This window comes from Candidatus Avelusimicrobium sp. (genome assembly GCF_050873505.1).
GTDB lineage: Bacteria > Elusimicrobiota > Elusimicrobia > Elusimicrobiales > Elusimicrobiaceae > Avelusimicrobium.
In genome coordinates, this window is sequence record NZ_JBNMIY010000006.1 from 86486 (window position 1) to 107106 (window position 20621).

The window sequence follows — 20621 nt, forward strand, 5'->3', positions numbered from 1 at the left end:
ATTTATGCAAGAAGACGAAAATATTCCGCTGGCCGCGCGCCAAGCACCCAAAACCTTAGAAGAATTTGCCGGGCAGCCGCACTTGTTGGGCCCGGGCAAAATGTTGCGCCGCCTGCTGGAAGCGGATATGATTAAATCCGCCGTTTTCTTTGGCCCGCCCGGATGTGGCAAAACGGCCACCGCGCGCTATATCGCTTCGCGCACGCAGGCCTATACGGTGGAACTAAACGCCGCCGCCGCAGGGGTGGCGGATATTAAAAAGGTTCTGGCGGAAGCCAAGGAGCGCGCACGCACGCCCACCTTTGACCAGAAGCGCACGTTGGTCATCTTGGACGAAATCCACCACTTTAATAAAACCCAGCAGGACGTATTATTGCCGTCCGTGGAGCGCGGGGACATTATTTTAATCGGCATTACGACCGAAAACCCGTACTTTTATATTAATACCGCGCTGTTATCCCGTTTTTCCGTTTTTGAATTTAAGGCGTTGGGCGAAAAAGATTTGCTTAAAATTTTAACGCGCGCGGCCGAAAAGGAGCACGCGCAAATCGCCCCGGACGCCGCCGACTATTTTATCACGCAAGCCAACGGCGACAGCCGCAAAATGCTAAACGCGGCCGAACTGGCGTTCGTAACCACGGAACCGGGCGAGGATAAAATAAAACATATTACCTTGGAAATTGCGCAAGAGTGCATCCAACGCCGCCACTTAAATTACGATAAAAAGGGCGACGAGCATTACGATATTATTTCCGCTTTTATTAAATCAATGCGCGGTTCAGACCCGGACGCCGCCGTTTATTGGCTGGCGCGTATGTTGGAAAGCGGCGAGGACCCGCGCTTTATCGCGCGGCGCATTTTAATTTGCGCCAGCGAGGATGTGGGGCTTGCCGAGCCCGCCGCGCTGATGATTGCGCAGGCCGCGTTCCAAGCGGCGGAAGAGTTGGGTATGCCCGAAGTCCGCATCCCCTTGGCGCACGCGGCTATTTATGTGGCCTGCTGTCCCAAAAGCAACTCGGCCTATTTGGCGGTGGACGCCGCCTTGCAAGAAGTACGCGAAGGCAAGTACCGCCCGGTGCCGGACAATTTACGCTCCGGCGGCAAAAACCGTGGCTACAAATACGCGCACGATTATCCCAACCATTACGTTAGACAACTCTATATGCCCAGCCCGATGAAATTTTTTAAACCCGGCGTGTTGGGTAAAGAAGCCTCCCTCATTGAGCGGCTCAAAAAAATCAAAGGAGAATAAATGGAACCCGAAGCCCCTTTTAGAGGACAGGTTTTCACCGTTACCGCCATTACGCTTGCCGTCAAGCAGACGTTGGAGGGTGTGTTCCGCGATATTTTTGTAGAGGGCGAAATCAGCAACTTGCGCGAGGCCGCCAGCGGGCATATTTACTTTGATTTAAAGGACCGCGAAGCCCTGTTAGCCGCCGTAATGTTTAAATGGGACGCGCGCAAATTCCCGGGGGAACTGCAAGAAGGGTTACAGGTACGCGTGTGGGGCAGTTTGTCCTGCTACGCCAAACAGGGGCGCTACCAAATCGTGGTCAAAACCGTGGAAGCCCTATCCAAGGGTAACCTGTATTTGGAATTTGAAAAACTCAAAAAGAAATTAGAGGCCGAGGGCCTTTTCGCCCCCGAACATAAAAAACCGATTCCTGCTTATCCGCAACGCATTGGCGTTGTAACCTCGCCCACGGGTGCGGCGGTGCGGGATATTTTATCCGTATTAAAACGCCGCAGTCCTCATTTGGAAATTTTAATTGCCCCGGTGCTTGTGCAAGGGGACGAGGCCGCCCCGCAAATCGCCCAAGCCATTGCGGATTTAAACCATTTTAAACCTGCGTTAGACGTTTTATTGGTAGGCCGCGGGGGCGGAAGCATAGAAGATTTGTGGGCGTTTAACGAAGAGGTTGTCGCGCGCGCTATTTTTAAAAGCAAAATTCCTGTTATTTCGTGCGTGGGGCACGAGGTGGATTTTACCATTGCCGATTTCGTAGCCGATTTACGCGCCCCCACCCCCTCCGCCGCGGCGGAATTGGTGGTAAAAAATTCGCAAAACACGCAGGATTATATCAAGCAATTACAAAAACGCTTGTTGCAGTCCGTCAGTTTGTTTTACGAACGCGCTAAACGCCGCTACGACCTGTGTGTAAACAGCCGCGTATTTGCACACCCGGAAACGATTACGCAAAACAAAGAACAGGATTTGGACGAATTAACCGCCCGGCTGGAAACCGCTTGGAAGGAAAAATTAAACACCTTTTCGCACCGCTTTAAACTGGCCCAAGGGCAACTGGCGGCGCTCGGTCCGCAAGCCGTGTTAAAACGCGGGTACAGCATTACGCGCAAGCGGGACGGGTCCGTCATCAGCCGCGTAAACCAAACCGCCCCGGGCGAAACCGTATATATTCAAGTACAGGACGGTATGATTCATACCACCGTTAAGTGAGGATTTATGACAAAATTTAATTTTGAAAAACAACTCTCCCGCTTGGAGGAAATCGTCGCCAAGTTGGAGGAAGAACAAACCGATTTGGACGCTTCCGTCAAACTGTTTGAAGAGGGCGTAACCCTTTCCAAGGAACTTTCGCAAAAGTTGGAAACCGTCAAATTTAAAGTGGAAGAATTAAAAAAGAAAGGGGCAGAAATGATGACGGAACCCTTTGATACCGAACTGGCCGAGGACGAAAATGGCAAATAAAAAATTACGCCTGGATATGGCACTTGTAGAACAGGGCTTCTTCCAAAGCCGCAACCGCGCGCAGGCCTCCATTATGGCAGGCGAAGTGTTGGTAAACAGCGAGGTTGACACCCGCGCGGACCGCACCATTTTGCCCGAAGATAAAATTTCCCTCAAAGAAAAATCCTGCCCGTATGTGTCGCGCGGCGGGCTGAAACTGGCAGGTGCTCTAAAACATTGGAACATTGATATTAAAAATAAAGTATGCGTGGATATCGGCGTGGCGACGGGCGGATTTAGCGACTGTATGATTCAGGCCGGAGCCAAAGAGGTATATGGCGTGGACGTGGGCAAAGGGCAACTGGCCGATGAGATGCGCCGCTACAAAAACTTCCACTTTAAGCCCGAAACCAACGCCCGCTATATGACGGCGGATTTGTTTGACGAAGCCCCGCAATTTGCGGCGGTGGACGTGTCCTTCATTTCGCTTACGATGATTATGGAGCCGCTTTTTAAGATAATGGCGCCGGAAAGCGAAATCGTATTTTTAATTAAACCGCAATTTGAACTGACGCCCAAGCAGGTACCGCACGGCATTGTAAAAACCGAGGAAAACCGCCAACTGGCCATTAAGCGCGTGCAAGATTTTTTTAAGGAAAAACTGCAAGCAAAATACGGTGGCGTGTGCGGCGAAGTGATTGAAAGCCCCATTAAAGGCACGCACGGAAACACCGAATACCTGTGGCACGTTACCCTTGCGGGCCGCACGCTGCGCGCGGCAGATTTTCCGCTCTCTTTTGATTAATAGAGCCATACTGTTTTTGCAAAGACGCGCACTAATAAAACGGGCTTGCGGGCGGCACGCGGCGCGCGGCCGTTCAGTAAAAAGACAACAGCCGTTATAAAAATTGGGGTCATTCTGAACTGGCGGCCCGCAGGGTTTTCAGAATCTACATCTTGGGTAGTTTGTCGTTCGGTCCAACAGTAATGAACAACAACCCAATAGGTAGATCCTGAAATAAATTCAGGATGACCTCTTATTTCATAAAGTCGTCATTCCCGAGTGTCGTAGTCGGGAATCTGTTTTTGCCGAGGTTGTTCTCTTCCGAAACAACAGATCCCCGACAGAAACCTTCGGGGATAACGGCAACAATAAATAAAGCCGTTATAAAAATTGAGCGTCGTCCTGCACTTGTTCCAGTATGACTTTTTTAGATAAAACACCCCGGATTAATTACGCCCGGGGTGCTTTTTATATTTGTTAAAAACCCATACTTTGGCAAAGGCCTGTAATCCTACTACTGCAAGAAGTTTTCCCGGGATTGGCTGATTGGTCCAACCAAACCGTATAAGTGGCTTGTGTATGAGAGCCTAAAAAAGCGGTATCTTTATCTGTCCCATTGTTTTCCAATCCGTATGTATCATAAAAAACAAGGTTTCTATTTTCCCCGGCAAACATATCTACTGCAAATTTATCACACCAAAGTAAGTACCGTCCTGTTCCCTCGTGGCAACCGGGGTAAGTAATATCCAAATCTCGCCAATACACCGGGTAATCCCCATTTGCCATATAATATACTTCCATTGCGTCTTTGAGTGATTTCCCCGCCGTAATCATTTGAGTGTAGCGCGCCTTGGCCACCGCCTTTTGGTATTGCGGAAGCGCCACCCCCGCCAAAATGCCAATAATAAGAACGACGACTAAGAGTTCAATAAGGGTAAAGCCACGGCTAACGACACAATCGGTAGATCCTGAAACAAGTTCAGGATGACTTATCTCTTTGCCGTCATCCCGTAGTGTATTTATACGGGATCTGTCGTTATTATTGATGTCATTCCCGAGTGTCGTAGTCGGGAATCTGTTGTTAGTTGTTGTCGCCCTCTTCCGAAACGACAGATCCCCGACTAAATTCCTCGGGGATGACAAAATAGAGGTATTTAGCGTGCGGCCTCCCAAAACAGACGTCATTCCGTAAGGTTTGGCGGCCCGCAGGGTTTTCAGTATCCAGCCGCACCTTGACTCTCTTTCGCTGGACCCTGAAATAAATTCAGGGTGACGGCTAAAAGACATTAAACTATTGATAAATCCTTTCATTTTTTCTCCTTGTTAAGGCCTTTATATTTGAGCAAAACGGCCTTTTATACGCGTTTTTATACGGCGGACACATCCGGGTACACCAACCGCAATTTATTAAAATTTTAACAAAAAAAAAAACGAAACAACCCCTTTATAGTGAACAGCCAAAAAGACAACGACAGATCCCCGACAGAAACACTCGGGGATGACAAAGAGGAAAGGTCGTCATTCCCGAAAGTTGTAGTCGGGAATCTGTTGTTACTAAAAAAGTGGAAAACGACAGATACTGGACAGAAACATTCCAGTATGACTTTGTTAGATAACAACCCAATAAGTAAAGACTGAAAACCCTGCGGGCCGCCAGTTCAGGATGACCGCTTTTTTTATTCTAGGATACAAACCCTACGGGATGACGACAAAATGCAATACCACAAGCCCCTCTTTTCCACAGACACGAAAAACCCCCGGTCCAAAAGGAACGGGGGTTTTGTAAAACATTTCCTGCAAGTTTCCAGCCAACGATTAACGTTTAGAGAACTGGAAGCGTTTGCGGGCACCGGGCTGACCGGGTTTCTTTCTTTCCACCATACGCGGATCGCGCGTAAGGTAACCGGCCTTTTTAACGGTCTTTTTAAGATCTTCGCTGATTGCGGCGATAGAGCGCGCAATCGCGTGGCGCAAAGCGCCCGCCTGGGAGGACACGCCGCCGCCCACTACTTTGGCGGTAACGTCGTATTCTTTTTCCAGGTTGGTAACCACGAGCGGAGCCTTAACGGCGGCTTTGCAGCGGGCGTGGTTGCCGAAGTATTCATCCAAAGATTTGGCGTTTACGGTAATAACCCCTTTACCCTTCAAAAGTTCAACTTGGGCGACGGAGGTTTTTCTTCTTCCGGTTTTGAGTTCTTTCGTATTGTTCATAAATTTCTATCCCTCTTATTTACCAAAGCGTTCGGTGAAAGCGTGTTCTTCGCCAGCAAACAAGCGCAAGCGTTTCATTCTGGGCGCGCGAAGTTTGTTTTCGTCCAACATTCTTTTAACGGCCAGTTCCAAGACTCTGGTGGGGTTGTTTTCCAACACTCTTTTGACCGGGGTTTCTTTACCACCCTTGGCATAGCCAGAGTGAGAGAAGTAAACCTTTTGTTCCAGTTTTTTACCGGTCAATTTGATTTTGCCGGCATTGGTAACGACGACGAAGTCGCCGCAGTCCATATTGGGCGTATAGGTCTTTTTGTGTTTGCCCATAAGCAAGACGGCAATTTGGGTAGCCAATCTGCCCAGGGTTTGGCCCGTGGCGTCAATGTGATGCCATTTGCGGGTGGTTTCCACTTCCTTTACGGAAGGCAAAAAAGTTTTTGTCATAATTTTGTTTCTACCTTTTGTAATTAATGCGCAGCGGAGTGGTTGGCCGCTGTCTTAATGACTCGTGGTTTCCTATATATTATATCAAAATGTACAAGATTTTACGGGATTTTTTTACGCGTGCAAACGCGCCAAGGTTTCCGCGAATAATTTTTCAATCTCCGCCAAGGTATCCAGCCGCACAAAAAGGCCGCGCATTTCCGAGGCGTTAGGGAAATCCTTTATCCAATACCCGGCGGTTTTGCGGCTGCGGTTTACGCCAATACGCTCGCCGTAATAAGACACGTTTTCGCGGATGAGATCCAAATAAATTTCCAGCCGTTTTTCGGGCGACTTGCTGACAGGTTCTTTCCCCTCAAAAGCGTTAATAATATCCTTAAAAATAAACGGGTTGCCAATGGCTCCGCGCCCAATCATTACGCCCGCGCAACCGGCTTCCAAAAACTTCCGCGCCGTGTCGGCTTCCAGCACGCCGCCGTTGCCAATAACCGGGATTTTTACCGCCGCGCACGCTTCGGACAACGCCTCTATATTAGGCGCCCCGCTGTGTACATCCACCGCGGCCCGGGCGTGCAAGGTTACCGCCGCACAGCCGCAATCTTCGGCTAGTTTGGCCAGCCGCGACCCTAACAGTTCCTTATGCGTTAGCGCAATGCGCGTTTTAAGCGTTACCGGGATTTTTACACTCTTTGCAGCGGCTTCCAGCAATCGGCCCAGTTTGGCTTCGTCTTTCATCAGCACGCACCCCGCACCCGCCTTATTAATTTTTTTGACGGGGCAGCCCGCGTTCAAATCCACAATATCGGCCCCGCGGGCTTCGGCGTTTTTGGCGGCCTCGGCAATGGTGGCTTCGTCCGAACCAAAAATTTGCATAGAAACCGGGTGCTCCTTGGGGTTGACCTGCAACATCCGGCCGCTTTTTTCGTTGCCGTAGTGCAAGGCGTGTGCGGACACCATTTCCGCGCACACAAGCCCCGCACCTCCCTTTAAGCACAACACGCGGAAGGGCGAGTCCGTAATGCCCGCCATAGGGGCCAAAACCAAATTATTGGGGGCGGTAAAGGAGCCGATTTTTAATGGGTGAATTAAATTCATTTTACTTTCTTCCAGCGGCCCAACTTGGGCAGTTCTACTGTTTTCTGGCGGGCCAAACAAGTGCGCATAATTTGGCGCGCTTCCACAAAGGTATTTTTAAATTCTAGCGAATCAATAAACCCGTCGTGCCCGAAGCCGCCCGCCAAAACGTGGTCCGTAACGGCAAAGCGGTAAGTTTCGCGCGGGGTAATGGCGCGCCCGTTTTTTTCAAGCACTACCTGGCGGATTTTTTTGCCTTCCGGCGTAACCGCGTAAGACACGGTAAACCCCGCTACCTGCGGAAAATTATCCTTGGCGTTTAACGAGGCTTCCAACGCCTTTAAAAAGGCCGCGCCCTTAATGGTAATAAAAGTAATGTTATCCCCGTACGGGTATGTTTTGTACAAATCATATTCCGACAGGCGGCCCTCAGGCAGGGCGCTACGGATAGAGTCCGAATTGATAATCGCGCCGTCCAGTTTGGACCATTTGTATAAGCATTGCGCCAGTAAATCGCCCAGCGGGGATTCTGCCGTTAAGGACGTAGCCACCGCCTGCGGCAAATCGGCTACGCGGGCGTTCATTTTTTTGCGGGTTTCCGCACGCAAGGCGGCCGCGCGGGAGGCGATTTCTGCGTCCTCGCCAAACTCGTCTTTAAACAAAGGGATATCCTGAAACTCCACATCGCGCAGTTGCTTATTTTTATCAAACAACAAGCGGATGTGCCCGATACTATCCAATTTGGAGCCGGGATAAACGATAAAGGTATTATTAACGGTATCGGTTTCGGCGTTTTCGCGGTCTTTATTGGCGCTTAAAATAAGCCCCAAATGTTCCACCTCTCCGGCCAAGGAGGCATCGCTGATGCCGTCCTTTTGCTCCTCACCTAGTGCGCTTAACACAATAATAAAATCTACGCCCTTTTCCCTAAGCAAGGAAGTCATATCCTTGGCCACTTGCACCGGGTCCTGCGCGGATAAACCCAGCAGGCGGCCTTTGTTTTTATTAATAGCCTGCGGGTCAATCAAACCGAAAATACCGATTTTAATGCCGTCCACCGTGCGGATTTGGTAATCGTGCAACGGCCACGGAATTTTTCCTTCCAACTGCAAGTTGGAAACAATAAAGGGATAAGGCAACTCGCGCACGGTATTGCGCAAGGACGGCCAACCGTAAACCAAATCTTTATCACTGATGGAACCCGCCGTATAAGGAAGTGTTTTGGTCAGTTCGGCCACATAGGCACCCTTGGTTAAGTTTCCCTCCGGCGCGGAGCCGAACCAGTTTCCGCCGTCAAACAACAGATACGGGGTTTGGCGGGTTTGTAAGAAATTTTTAAGTACCGCATATCCGCCCGCTTCTTTATTTTCAAAGCGCGGCTCCATACGGGACCAATAAAACCCCTGAACATCGGCGGTATAATAAATATCCACCGGGTGCAGTTCTTCGTGCAGGCAGCCGCCTAATAAGGCGGCCGCCAATAAAATAAACAGAATAGACTTTACGCGCATATCAGCGTTTGATAATTCTCCCGGTTTCGGGTGCGGTTACCGGGCCCTTTTTAAGGGCTTCTTCCATTAAGTCGCGGATGGTTTTATCCCCGGCCAATTTTTTGTTTTCCGCCGGGATTTGCTTAAACATCCAGCCTTCGCTTCCGCCGCCCGCAATGTAAGAATTGGTAACCAGCGTATATTTTTTATGGTTTTCCACGGGTTTGCCGTTTACAAACAATTTAAGATCTTTTACTTTGCCTTTTTTGGTTTGTTTATAGGTAATCGTTAAGCCGGAATACGTATATAAACTGCGCGGGGCAAAACCCTTCTTTACAAATTTCTTTAAGAATTTTCCGTCCACCGTTACCAAAGTAACCGTGTTGTCAAACGGATGAATTTCAATCAAATCGCGTTTGGTTACTTCGCCTTTTTTAAGGTCCACGCGCGTACCACCGTTGTTATGTACGGCAATTTCCGCACCGGAATAATTGCGGAGCAAATCGGCAATCCAGTCGTTGAGCGGGGAATCTTGGCGGTCCTTTTCCACCGGGAGTTTGGATAAAGTTTCCTTGGCCTCGCCGACAACTTCGTCCACGCCGGGTTCGCGCAAGGAATCCACATATTCCTTCATCGCTTTGTCTTCGCCGGTTTGGGCTACGATAAGCGGGATAAGTTCGGATTTAGAAGACACCACCTTACCCGTTTTGTCGTCCGTTTCCACGGTAATGCGGCTTACGTTGCTTAGATAGCAGCCGCTTTCCACAAACAAGGTGCCGTTTACGTATTTGTTTTGCAAAATGTTATGTGCGTGTCCGCCCAATACCACCTGCACGCGGCCTTCAAAACGTTTGGCGATTTCGCCCACATAAGAGCCTACGCCGTGCTTTTCGTCCTTAAACGAATCGTGCACGATAACCACCACAAAATTGGGGTGCTTGGCTTCCACCTCGTTTAACGCTTTTTCCAACGCATCAAACGGTTTGCCATACGCATAAGACTTAGCCGGATTCGTAGGCGTGCGGTTGGCGAGCCCGATAACGGCTACTTTAACGCCGTTTACATCAAAAATTTTATAAGGCTGTACGGTGGCCGGATATTTGCCCGTGGCTTTATCAAAAAAGTTAGCGGCCAAAACGGCAAATTGCGCATTTGCCAAAATGGGGGCGACGGCGGCGTCTTTAAAGTCAAACTCGTGGTTGCCGATAGTGGCGGCGTCGTAACCCATACGGTTCATAATCTGCACGGCCTTTAAGCCTTTGGAATTGCGGGTTTCCACGGTGCCGTTGGAAAAGTCCCCGCTGTCCAACAATAAATAGTTTTGCGGGCCTTTTTTCAGCACGGCTTCCAGCGCGGCAAAACCGCCCTGCCCATTACGCGGGAAGAAAAAACCGTGTACGTCGCTGGTGTGGTAAATCGTCGTTGTTTTAGCCATTAAGGCCAGCGGCAATAAAAGCGCCGCAAACAGCAAAAGCCAAGTCTTTTTCATTGAAATTCTCCTTAAAAGCAGATAATTTATCCTAACAAAAACGCCGGGACGTGTTCAAGTTGCCTATTATTTTTGCTGATAGGTAATCCGTCCCGCTTCGGGCACGAATAACTCGCCGGCCGACAATGCCTGCTCAATTAATTGGCTGACCTTGTGCGTGCCCACTTGTTTCTTGGGTAAACCGTTAAACAGTTCCTGCCGGGCAATATAAGAGTTCGTACCCACGCGGTAGATTTTGCGGTTTTCAAGCGGCTGTCCGTTTACCTTAATTTGCAAATTTTTCACGCGGTTATGTCCAATTTTATCAAAGGACACCGTTACGCCGGAATAAGTATATTTGTTCCAAGGCAAAAGCCCGGCCTTGATAAACTTTTTAAGTTTGTAGCCCGGCACTTCCATAGATACCATTACGTCGTTAAAGGGGAATAAATCAATCAGTTTGCGGTGCGTCAGCGAACCGGGAGTTAAATCTACCCGTGTGCCGCCCGTGTTGTGGATAAAAATTTCCGTTTGGGTATATTTCCGCCCCTCATCAGCCAGCCAATCGTCCAATTCGCCGTCTAACGTATTCGGAATACGGGGCTTTTTGGAAAGGTGTTTGGTGATAACAGCCACCTCTTTATCAATACCCGGTTCGCGCAAACTTTCGGCCAATTTGGCAAGGGCTTTATCTTGCCCGACTTCGTCCACCTTTAACGGGATTAATTCCGCTTGGGCAGATAAAAATTCGCCCGTTTCGTCGTCCACATCCACCGTTATTTTGGAAACCGCTTCCAAGTGCGAGCCGCTTTCCACATATAAGGTACTTCCCAACCGCTCGTTTACGATTTTATGCGCGTGCCCGCCAAGCACCAACTGCACACGCCCTTCAAAGCGCTCGGCAATTTGACCCATATACGGCAGTACGCCATGTTGGTAATCCACAAACGAATCGTGCGTAATAACCACCACCACGGAAGGATTTTCAGCCTCTACCTTTTGCAAGGCTTTTTCCAAGGCCGTAAGCGGTTTAATAAAGGTATATTTTTGAGTGGGTTTGGTGGGATGATTGTTGGCAAGGCCGATAACGGCAACTTTTACGCCGCCTACCTTAAATATTTGTGCATCTTTCACGCCCGCAGGCAGAAGACCCGTATCTTTTTCGCGCAGGTTAGCGGCCAAAATAGGAAATTTGACCTCTTTAATTAAGTCCACTAGGCCCGCGTCCTTAAAGTCAAACTCGTGGTTGCCCACGGTGGAAGCGTTATACCCCACCGCGTTCATCAATTGCACGGCCTTGGCCCCACGGGAGAATTTAGTTTCCGCCGTACCGTTGGCAAAGTCCCCGCTGTCTAACAACAAATATGGGTTTTCCTCGCGGTTTAAAACACTTTTTAAGGCGGCAAACCCGCCTACTTTATTTTGCGGATAAAAAAATCCGTGGGTATCGCTTGTATGAAAGATAACTAATGTTTTGGCGGAACAAACCAACGGGAACAGCAAAAGCAAGGCAAGCAATAGTCTTTTCATTTGATTCTCCTATATAAAAGAACTGCGCCCGAAAAGGGCGCAGGTTAGTTAAGCGGCAAAGCGCGAAAACGGCGAAATTTTACGCAACCGTTCAATAATCGGCGGCAACTCTTTGAGCACCAGGTTGATATCGTCCTCGGTTGTTTGGTCCGAGAGCGAAAAACGGATAGACCCGTGTGCAAACTGGAACGGCACACCCATTGCACGCAACACGTGCGACGGCTCCAACGAGCCCGACGTGCAGGCCGAACCCGAAGAGGCGCAAACGCCAAAATCATTGAGGTACATCAAAATGGATTCACCTTCAATATAGCCAAAACTGACGTTCGTAGTATTCGGCACGCGGTGTTCCGGGTCGCCGTTTACCTTTACGTCCGGGATAGTGGCTAAAATGCCCTTTTCCAATTTGTCGCGCAGGGCGGCAATTTTGGCAGGTGCGCCGTCCGCAAAGCGTTTTTGCGCCAACTCGGCGGCCTTGGCAATGCCCACAATGTACGGCACATTTTCCGTACCGGCGCGGCGTTGCTTTTCCTGATGTCCGCCCATTAAATAGGGCAGAAAGCGGGTGCCGCGGCGCACATACAGTACGCCAATGCCCTTGGGGCCGTGGAATTTGTGCCCGGATAAGGACAGCATATCTACGCCCAATTCCTGTACATTGACCGGAATTTTACCCACCGCCTGCACCGCGTCCGTATGCATAAGGGCACCGTGCGCGTGCGCGATTTGGGCAATTTCTTTAATCGGAAAAATGGTTCCCGTTTCGCTGTTGGCAAACATTACGGAAACGATAGCGGTATCCGCGTCAATGGCCTTTTTGAACTGCTCCATATTAAAGCGGCCAAATTCATCTACGCCGATGTAATCCACGCGGTAGCCTTGCGCTTCCAAATAGCGACACGGTTCCATAATGGCCGGGTGTTCCACCGCAGAGGTGATAATATGCTTCTTTTCCGGCTGGGTGCGCACCGCAGAAAAAATAGCGGTGTTGTCGCTTTCCGTAGCGCAGGACGTAAAAATAATTTCGTCTGCATACGCGGCGCCCAAAAAGTCGGCCATTTGCTTGCGGGCCGCATCAATCACGTGGCGGTTGTTGCCGCCAAAGGTGTGCATACTGGACGCATTGCCGTATTTCTCGCTGAAATACGGAAGCATTGCTTCCACCACTTCGGGCGCGCATTGGGTAGTGGCGTTGTTATCCAAATAAATCACTTTCATATTAGGCCTGCTCCACCGTCAGGGACGGGTCCACTTTTTCTTGGAGGGCTTTTTCAATCACGTGTTTAAGCGTGCCCGCCGCTCCGGCGCAACCGCTGCACATACCCACCAAGCGGACCTTTACCACGGTGCCGTTTAAGTCCACCAGTTCCGCAGAACCGCCGTCCATATTCAGCATCGGGCGGACGTCGCTTTCCAGCACTTGTTCAATTTTTCTGATTTTTTCCACAAGCGTCATTTGTGCAAAGGTCTTGGGTGCATTAGCCGCGGCTTCGGCTCCGTTTACTTTATCCAAAATCTTTTGGATTTCGCCCTTGCAACGGCCACAGCCGCCGCCCGCTTTGGTAAAGTGAGTTACGTCTTCCACCGTTTTTAAGTGGTTGGCGCGGATAGCCTTGATAATCGTTTCTTCCGACACATTAAAGCAATGGCAGACAATCTTTTCCGCCTGCTGTTCAAACACCACGGCTTTGCCGCCTTCGCGGTAACTCTTCACCGCGGCTTCCAAGGCTTCCATACCCATTACCGAGCAGTGCATTTTTTCGGCCGGCAAGGTACCCAAGGCGTCGGCAATATCTTGGTTGGTAATTTTGGACGCTTCGGCAATCGTTTTGCCCTTAACCATTTCCGTCAAAATAGAAGAGGACGCAATCGCACTGGCACAACCAAAGGTTTCAAATTTGGCGTCTTCAATTACATCCGTATCTTTATTGACTTTAATCGTCAATTTAAGGGCGTCCCCGCACACCAGGCTGCCGACTTGGCCCGTGCCGTCGGCGTTGGGAATGGCTCCCACGTTGCGCGGATTTTTAAAATGATCCATTACTTTTTCCGTATAGTCCCACATAGTAGGCCCCCTTTCTTTTACCTTATATATATATTATATCATTTTGGTCTAGTGGGGCCTGTGTGCGGCGGGCCTAAAAAGGGTTATTTGTTTTTTGCTAAAATAAGAGTAATGAATTTCCACTGCGCAGCCGTTTTTTACAATACCCGCAAAACCGCCGTCGCGCCACTAGCGCAGGAGGTGCGGAATTATTTGGCCCAAAACGGCCTCACCGTGCGCGTGATTACGTCGCTTGATGAACTGGCAAATGCGCCCACGGATTTACTCGTCAGTATGGGTGGAGACGGAACAATGCTTTGCTGTGCCCGCGCCGCCGCACCGCTGAATATCCCGATTTTTGGCATTAACTGCGGAACCTTGGGCTTTTTGGCCGCGTGCGAAAAAACTGATTTTAAAACTTCTCTGCAACAAGTATTGGACGGCAACTGTGCCTTAAACGAACGCTTTATGCTGCAAGTCCGTCTGCTAACCTCGGACGAAAAAACACAGGATTTTTTGGCGTTTAACGACTGCGTTTTGCGCGCCGCCGAGCCGCGCTCTTTTTTGACCGAAGCCGCCTTCAACGGGACTTCAATTCCCTCTTATTTTGGCGACGGGGTTATCGTTTCCACGCCTACGGGCTCTACGGCGTATTCGCTGGCGGCGGGCGGACCCATTATTGAACCCGAGGTAGATGTTCTTTTGGTTACGCCCATTTGCCCGCATACCCTTAACCAGCGGCCGCTTATTCTGCCCGGCAACGCCACGCTCACGCTTACGCCCACCTTTAAACAGGAAACGGGCCGCGCCTTGGCCAGCATTGACGGCCAAATCAATTTATCCTTGCCGCCCGGCGCCAAGTTGGAAATTACCCGCGGGCCGGTGCGGGCTAAACTGCTGTGTCCAAAGGAACGTGGATTTTTTTCTATTTTAAACCGTAAACTCAACTGGGGGAACCGCTAATGCTCTCGCGCCTGCGCGTACAAAATTTTGCTATCATTTCCGATTTAACGCTGGACTTTGCACCCGGCCTAAATGTCTTTTCCGGCGAAACCGGGGCGGGTAAGTCTATCGTTATTGAAGCCTTGGGTTTTACATTAGGGGCGCGCGGAGACGTGTCCGTCATTAAAGACGGGGCTGACAAAATGTGCGTTACCGCCACCTTTTCAAGCGATATGCTACCGGAGAGTTTACGCAAGGAATTTCAAATTACGGGCGACGTGTTTACCTTAAAGCGCGAACTGGACAAAAAGGGCAAAAATAAAGCCTGGGCCGACGGCCGCGCGGTAACGGTTTCCGCACTTGCCAAACTGGGGCGCGCACTCGTGGACTTCCACGGCCAGCACGAACACCAGAGTTTGCTTCATCCGTCCGTACATTTACTTCTGTTAGATAAATTTGCCAAACACGATACGCTTGTCAAACAAGTGGAAGACGCCTACCGCCAAGTACAGGCCGTACAGGCCAAGTTGGATTCTGCCCGTTTAAGCGCGCAGGAAAAGGAACAACTCTTGGATATGAGCCGCTACCAGTTAAAGGAAATTGAGGACGTAAACCCCTCGGCGGAAGAAGATTATCAATTAGAACAAACCCTGCCCAAGATGAAGCACGCCGGGCGCCTGTTGGAAATGGCAAGCGAAGCCTATAACGAACTTTACGCGGCGGAAGATTCCGCCACCGCCCGCGCGGGCAAAGCCGCACGCGAACTGGAAAGTATGGCGGAGTTAGACGAAAATTTAGCCGCGCTGGCCAAGGATTTAAACAGCGCGCTCGTAACGCTGGAAGACGTGGCCGATACCTTGGGCTCCTACAAAGACGACATCAATTTGGAGCCGGACGCCTTGGACAAAATGCTGGACCGCCACGAAAAAATCAAACGCTTAAAGGCCAAATACGGCCCGGAAATCGGCGACGTATTAAAGACCGCGGACGACCTGCGCGAGCGCATTGACAATTTGCAAAACTCCGCCGAACACGAGCAGGAACTTTTGGCGGAACTGGAAAAGGGCAAAAAGGCTTTGCTCAAATTGGCCTCCGCCTTGCACGAAAAACGCTTTGCGGCGGCGCAAAAATTATCCGCCCTGCTGACGGAGCAAATCCGGCCGCTTGGGTTTAACGCGGTGCGCTTTTCCGCCGCCGTGGAAATGGATGAGGAAAACGTCGGGCCGACGGGAGCCGACAAGGTGGAATTTTTATTCTCTCCCAACCCCGGCCAAGCCTTGCGTCCGTTAAAAAATATTGCTTCCGGCGGGGAAATTTCCCGCGTGATGTTGGGGCTTAAAACCGTTTTGGCTCCTACCGTGCCCGTAATGGTGTTTGACGAAGTGGATGCGGGTATCGGCGGGGAGACGGGATGGCTGGTGGGCGAAAAACTGCACCAAGCCGCCCAAGGCCGCCAAGTGCTCTGCGTAACGCACCTGGCACAAGTGGCCGCACAAGCGGACCACAATTTCCACGTTACTAAAAAAGCGGATAAAAATTCTACCGAGGTAACCATTTTCCCCTTACAAGGCGAAACGCTTACCACGGAAATCGCCCGTATGCTGGGCGGAAACGCGGATAAAAATTCAGCCGCTTTCTCGCACGCGGAGGAGTTACTTAAAAATGCAAAACGCCTTTAAAAAAATTACCCCGTATTTGCCGCATAATTGGCTGGAACTAAACGGCCTACGGCGGTTTTTTACCGTTCTTTTCTATTTGACCTTGGCTATCGGCCTATATGCGGCAATATGTTGGGCGGGTACATTTTTTATGTCCGCCAATGAATTGGCCACCGCGTCCGCTCCGTTGCGCCGCCTGTATGGGCTGGCCGCGTTACAAGCCGCGCTCGCGTGTGCGGGTATGCGCTTTTTTATCTTGGGCTTACAGGCGCTGGACGCTTGCCAAAAGGCCCTTATCAAATAGCCTGATTTTTCCCCTTGCGCCACACTGTCCAAAAAGATAAATTAACGGGTAAAAGGAATATCGCCGGGGGCGTATTCTTTTGATACAATATATGTGTTGGGGGTAAATGTTCCCCGCATAAAAGGAGATACATTATGTCTAATTGCTGCAAATGTGCCAAATGGTTTCCGCACAACTGGCTGTGCTTAAAAGGCTTGTCCGTGTTGTTCGTGGTACTCTTTTATTTGGCGCTTGTTTATGCTGTTTTCCAAGCGTATGCTATCTTTACGCATCCGCAACTTTCCGGTAGCGAAATGTGGCTGGCCGCCGCGTTCTACGTCGCCAGCGATTTAGCCGCCGCCGTAGGCTTTTTGACCGTAGCCAAAGTGTTAAAAGTGCTGCGCAAAATCAAAAACGCCGTGGCTCCTTGCTGCTGCGCTCACGAAGAGCCGGCCGCCGAGGAAGAACACGCCGTAGAAGCCGTGGAAGAAGAATCCAAATAACTTATCCGGCGGTGCGCTTAGGCGTGCCGCCTTTTTTATTTTGAGCGAGGTTGTATGAAGAAAAGCGTATTTGCCGTTTTATGTTTATTTTGTCTGGCCTGCTTGGGGCAAGCCGAAACGATTAAAATGAAATCCGGGGAATTTATCAGCGGGTCCATTTTATCCCAAACCGAATATACGCTCAACTTGGCCACCTCGTTCGGCACCATTACCTTAAACCAGCGCGAAATTGAACAAATCCTGCCCGACAAGCACCGCATTATTTTAAAGGGCGGTACGCAGTTAGTGGGCGTAATTTTGGATTTGGACGAATTTAACTTAAAATTACAAACCGACGACGGCGCCACCGTAAACGTGGATATGCCGCAAATCGTATCTATTGAAGCCTACGATTACGACCGCGGGCAAAACGCGCAAAAAGAATTTGTAGAAAAAACGCAGGAAGCCCAACAGGCCAAAGAAGAAGCCAAACAAGCGGCCGCGGCCAAAGGCTCCGCCCCCGTGGTGGAAGCCGCCGGAGGCTTGACGTTTGACTCCGACATTGACCAAGTGTTTGCCGCGCAAAAGGCCACCGTGGTAAACGGCACGGTTGTTACACCTTCCGCCACCGTTACCCAAGCCGCCCCCAAGCCGCTGACGGACGAGGAAGCCTTTGTAAAAGGCGTAAAAACGGGAACCGTCAGCCAGCAGGATTACGCCAAAGCGGCCAAGGAAGAATTAACCAAAAAGAAAACGGTTCAGCCGGCAAAAAAACCGGCGGACAAACCGCGCGAAAAAGATTTTTCTAAATATTTTGCTATCCAAGCGGGCGCAATGCCGCTTGATTTAAAGTTGGATAATTCCTCACGCGAAGGCTACGACGCGCAGGACGATTCCATTGACGTAGGCGGCACGAGCGCGGCCATATCCAGCAAATTTTTGTGGCGCGTGAAAGAGAGCAACTTTTGGGCGGGCCCGGTGTTGGGCATTGCCAACATTGCAAACGCTTCCTTTGAAGATAAAGACCCGGCTGTAAAAGCCGCCAACGATGCAGACATCGCCGCCAGCCGCGAACTTTCTTACCCCGACCCGACGGTTAGAACCAGCGGGCAAATCCTCACGCTGGGCGCGGCCGCCAACTATTACTTAAACCCCAACAGCCGCTTTGCCTTTTATTTAACGGCCACCGCTATGTATGAAATGCTGACCTTAAATTACCGCGGCGAAATGCAAAGCCACTCCATTAAATCCAACAGTTTTGCGGGCGGTGTAGGGTTAGGTGTGGAAACGTGGGTGGACGACATTATGCTCGGCCTGGAAGCGCGCCAAGTGTTTGCCCAGCGCAGCGGCGAACTCAAAAATTCCGCCTCGTCCAACACGGTGATTCAAGCGCAATTCAGTTGGAAATTCTAATGAATATTCTTGTTTTGCCCAATGCGTTTAAAGGCTCTTTAAGCGCAGTAAAGGCGGCGCAAGTATTGGCGCACACCTTGCAAAAAAAACACGAGGTGCGTGCGCTCCCGGTATCGGACGGCGGGGACGGGTTTATAGATTTTTTTAAAACCTTGGACCCTCACGCCAAAACCATTTCGCTAACCGCCAAAAACGCTTTCCTAAAAAATAAAAAGACTTCCTTTTTGTTCCTTTCTGACGGCAAAACCGCCGTGGTGGAAACCGCGCGCGTATGCGGTCTGGGAAGCGCTAAAAAAGAGGAACTGGACCCGCTAAACGCGTCCTCTTTCGGCGTGGGACAAGCATTAGTAAAGGCCGCCCGACTGGGGGCTAAAACCATTTATGTAGGGCTTGGCGGCGTGGCCTGCAACGACGGTGGCGCCGGGATGGCGGTGGCGGCCGGAGCCAAATTATATGATAAAAACGGAGCGGAACTCCCGTTAGGGGCTGAACCGCTTTTGCGTATAAAGTGTGTGGATTTGTCCGCCTTGCGAAAAAATTTTGCGGGCGTAAAAATATACGGCGTAGCGGACGTAACCAACCCGTTGTTGGGCCCCAAAAGTTCAGCCAAGGTTTTCGGCCCGCAAAAAGGAGCCTCGCCCGAACAAGTCAAACTACTGGACAAAGCAATGTCCGCCTGGGCCAAGGCACTCACTTCTGCGGGTGAAAAAAATCCCGCCCGTGCCGCCAGTACCGCGGCGGCCGGAGCCATTGCGGCGGGGCTGTATAGTTGCTTTGGCGCGCAACTGATTTTGGGCTCGGATTTTCTTTTCAAAAAAGCGGGGCTAGAAAAATATTTTCCGTGGGCGGACCTGGTAATTACGGCCGAAGGAAAATTGGACAAACAAACCTTTTACGGCAAAGCCCCCTTGGCGGTACTCCAACTGGCGTACAAATATAAAAAGCCCGTTTTGTTTATCTGCGGGAAATTGGACGAAAAAGCGCTCATCCGCCAAAAATTTGCCCCCCAACAAGTAGCGGTGCTGACCGACTTCGCCCCGGACGAAACCAGCGCGCAACAGCACGCGGAAAAATATTTAAAACAAATTGCCAACACCTTATAAATTAAGGCTCTTGCATAGCGCAATGCCCTCATCCGTTTTCCCCGTACACTCAATTTGGTTTGGCTTGGAAGAGTGTTCAAAATAAACAGATACTTCGGCAATCCCTTTCGGCGGATATCCCGTATCGTAAACCCCATAGTACATATATATTTGGTTTGTGTAGGAATTGTTAATTGAGGTTTCACCTAAAATATTATCAAGAATCGCATTTTTGCACGTCAGCATACTCACATCATAACTATAAATTTTGCAACTTTTCCCATAGTCAATATCTAATAAAGATAAATCAACCGCATAGGTTCCATTGGCTAAATAATAAACTTCCTGTGCCTTGCGGATATTAAATGCAACTTGCAGGGCATTTGTCAGGCGCGCTTTGTGCACGGCCCGCTGGTATTGCGGCAACGCCGCCCCTGCCAAAATACCAATAATGAGGACAACTACTAAAAGTTCTATAAGGGTAAAGCCACGGCTAACAACCCAAGATGTAGATCCTGAACTAAATTCAGGATGACCTTCTTTTTTCATATAGTCGTCATCCCGTAGTGTTTTTATACGGGATCTGTCGTTGCCGTTGTAGTTGTCATCCCGGACGTGGATCCGGGATCCAATCTGTTTATTAGAAAAACTCCTCATTTTATTTCTGGATTCCAGGTTCCCGCTCGTATGCGGGCCCTGGAATGACAATAAAGTATTCATAAATCCTTTCATTTTTTCTCCTTGTTAAGGCCTTTATATTTGGGCAAAACGGCCTTTTATACGCGTTTTTATACGGCGGATACATCCGGGTACGACCACCGCAATTTATCAAAATTTTAACAAAAAAAAAAAACGAAACAACCCCTTTAAAATAAACGACGGAAAAGCAACGACAGATCCCGGATAAAAACCTTCCGGGATGACGGCGAAAAACACAACAAAATAAGGGCGTCGTCCTGAACTCGTTTCAGGACCTACCGCTGGGGTAATTAGTCATTGTCGTCATCCTGGAAAGTCGTAGTCCAGGATC

Annotated in this window: 20 protein-coding genes; 10 read left to right on the forward strand and 10 right to left on the reverse strand. The window is 50.0% G+C overall.

Annotated features, from left to right (window positions below):
* Positions 1–4 precede the first annotated feature (4 nt).
* The 4 genes from ACR0QV_RS05030 to ACR0QV_RS05045 are packed head-to-tail and all read left to right on the forward strand — an operon-like array spanning position 5 to position 3494.
* Positions 5–1252: a replication-associated recombination protein A gene (locus ACR0QV_RS05030; RefSeq protein ID WP_432635100.1), complete on the forward strand. Its 1248-nt coding sequence runs from the start codon at positions 5–7 to the stop codon at positions 1250–1252.
* Positions 1253–2458 carry an exodeoxyribonuclease VII large subunit gene (gene xseA / locus ACR0QV_RS05035; RefSeq protein WP_432635102.1) on the forward strand — a complete coding sequence of 402 codons (1206 nt, stop codon included), beginning with the start codon at positions 1253–1255 and terminating at the stop codon, positions 2456–2458.
* 6 nt (positions 2459–2464) lie between these two features.
* Positions 2465–2710 carry an exodeoxyribonuclease VII small subunit gene (gene xseB / locus ACR0QV_RS05040; protein ID WP_428053842.1) on the forward strand — a complete coding sequence of 82 codons (246 nt, stop codon included), beginning with the start codon at positions 2465–2467 and terminating at the stop codon, positions 2708–2710.
* On the forward strand, positions 2700–3494 hold the full coding sequence (locus ACR0QV_RS05045) for a TlyA family RNA methyltransferase (RefSeq protein ID WP_432635104.1): 795 nt from the start codon (positions 2700–2702) through the stop codon (positions 3492–3494). Before xseB ends, ACR0QV_RS05045 begins: the two co-directional genes overlap by 11 nt.
* A gap of 456 nt (positions 3495–3950) precedes the next feature.
* Here ACR0QV_RS05045 and ACR0QV_RS05050 read toward each other — a convergent pair whose 3' ends face one another.
* The 9 genes from ACR0QV_RS05050 to nifU form a co-directional block, all read right to left on the reverse strand.
* The gene (locus ACR0QV_RS05050; protein ID WP_432635106.1) at positions 3951–4784 is read right to left on the reverse strand and encodes a pilin; all 834 of its coding nucleotides are present in this window, start codon (positions 4782–4784) and stop codon (positions 3951–3953) included.
* 504 nt (positions 4785–5288) lie between these two features.
* Positions 5289–5684, reverse strand: a complete 396-nt coding sequence (gene rpsI, locus ACR0QV_RS05055) for a 30S ribosomal protein S9 (protein WP_428053852.1) — start codon at positions 5682–5684, stop codon at positions 5289–5291.
* 15 nt (positions 5685–5699) lie between these two features.
* Positions 5700–6125, reverse strand: a complete 426-nt coding sequence (gene rplM / locus ACR0QV_RS05060; protein WP_428053854.1) for a 50S ribosomal protein L13 — start codon at positions 6123–6125, stop codon at positions 5700–5702.
* 114 nt (positions 6126–6239) lie between these two features.
* A complete protein-coding gene (dusB, locus tag ACR0QV_RS05065) occupies positions 6240–7220 on the reverse strand; it encodes a tRNA dihydrouridine synthase DusB (protein ID WP_432635108.1) in 981 nt (326 codons plus the stop codon).
* On the reverse strand, positions 7217–8710 hold the full coding sequence (locus ACR0QV_RS05070) for a bifunctional metallophosphatase/5'-nucleotidase (protein ID WP_432635110.1): 1494 nt from the start codon (positions 8708–8710) through the stop codon (positions 7217–7219). Before ACR0QV_RS05070 ends, dusB begins: the two co-directional genes overlap by 4 nt.
* Before the next feature lies 1 nt (position 8711).
* Positions 8712–10178 carry a bifunctional metallophosphatase/5'-nucleotidase gene (locus ACR0QV_RS05075; protein WP_432635112.1) on the reverse strand — a complete coding sequence of 489 codons (1467 nt, stop codon included), beginning with the start codon at positions 10176–10178 and terminating at the stop codon, positions 8712–8714.
* A 66-nt stretch (positions 10179–10244) separates the two neighbouring features.
* Positions 10245–11687, reverse strand: coding sequence for a bifunctional metallophosphatase/5'-nucleotidase (locus tag ACR0QV_RS05080; protein WP_432635114.1), 1443 nt, complete (start codon positions 11685–11687; stop codon positions 10245–10247).
* Between the two features lie 48 nt (positions 11688–11735).
* Entirely contained in the window at positions 11736–12905 is a 1170-nt protein-coding gene (gene nifS / locus ACR0QV_RS05085; protein ID WP_432635116.1) for a cysteine desulfurase NifS, read from the reverse strand.
* Between the two features lies 1 nt (position 12906).
* Entirely contained in the window at positions 12907–13752 is an 846-nt protein-coding gene (nifU, locus tag ACR0QV_RS05090) for a Fe-S cluster assembly protein NifU (RefSeq protein WP_428060985.1), read from the reverse strand.
* Between the two features lie 111 nt (positions 13753–13863).
* Here nifU and ACR0QV_RS05095 point away from each other — a divergent pair, with 111 nt between their 5' ends.
* From ACR0QV_RS05095 to ACR0QV_RS05120, 6 genes are all read left to right on the forward strand, one after another.
* Positions 13864–14694 carry an NAD(+)/NADH kinase gene (locus ACR0QV_RS05095; protein ID WP_432635118.1) on the forward strand — a complete coding sequence of 277 codons (831 nt, stop codon included), beginning with the start codon at positions 13864–13866 and terminating at the stop codon, positions 14692–14694.
* Positions 14694–16352: a DNA repair protein RecN gene (recN, locus tag ACR0QV_RS05100; protein ID WP_432635120.1), complete on the forward strand. Its 1659-nt coding sequence runs from the start codon at positions 14694–14696 to the stop codon at positions 16350–16352. Before ACR0QV_RS05095 ends, recN begins: the two co-directional genes overlap by 1 nt.
* Complete coding sequence (locus ACR0QV_RS05105; RefSeq protein ID WP_432635122.1) at positions 16336–16635, forward strand: hypothetical protein; 300 nt, start codon at positions 16336–16338, stop codon at positions 16633–16635. The genes recN and ACR0QV_RS05105 overlap by 17 nt, the downstream gene beginning before the upstream one ends.
* 134 nt (positions 16636–16769) lie before the next feature.
* A complete protein-coding gene (locus ACR0QV_RS05110; RefSeq protein ID WP_432635124.1) occupies positions 16770–17117 on the forward strand; it encodes a hypothetical protein in 348 nt (115 codons plus the stop codon).
* 54 nt (positions 17118–17171) lie between these two features.
* Complete coding sequence (locus ACR0QV_RS05115; protein WP_432635126.1) at positions 17172–18509, forward strand: outer membrane beta-barrel protein; 1338 nt, start codon at positions 17172–17174, stop codon at positions 18507–18509.
* Entirely contained in the window at positions 18509–19612 is a 1104-nt protein-coding gene (locus ACR0QV_RS05120) for a glycerate kinase family protein (protein WP_432635128.1), read from the forward strand. The genes ACR0QV_RS05115 and ACR0QV_RS05120 overlap by 1 nt, the downstream gene beginning before the upstream one ends.
* Here the strand turns inward: ACR0QV_RS05120 and ACR0QV_RS05125 are convergent.
* Positions 19607–20323, reverse strand: a complete 717-nt coding sequence (locus tag ACR0QV_RS05125; protein WP_432635130.1) for a type IV pilin protein — start codon at positions 20321–20323, stop codon at positions 19607–19609. The genes ACR0QV_RS05120 and ACR0QV_RS05125 overlap by 6 nt on opposite strands.
* Between the last annotated feature and the right edge of the window lie 298 nt (positions 20324–20621).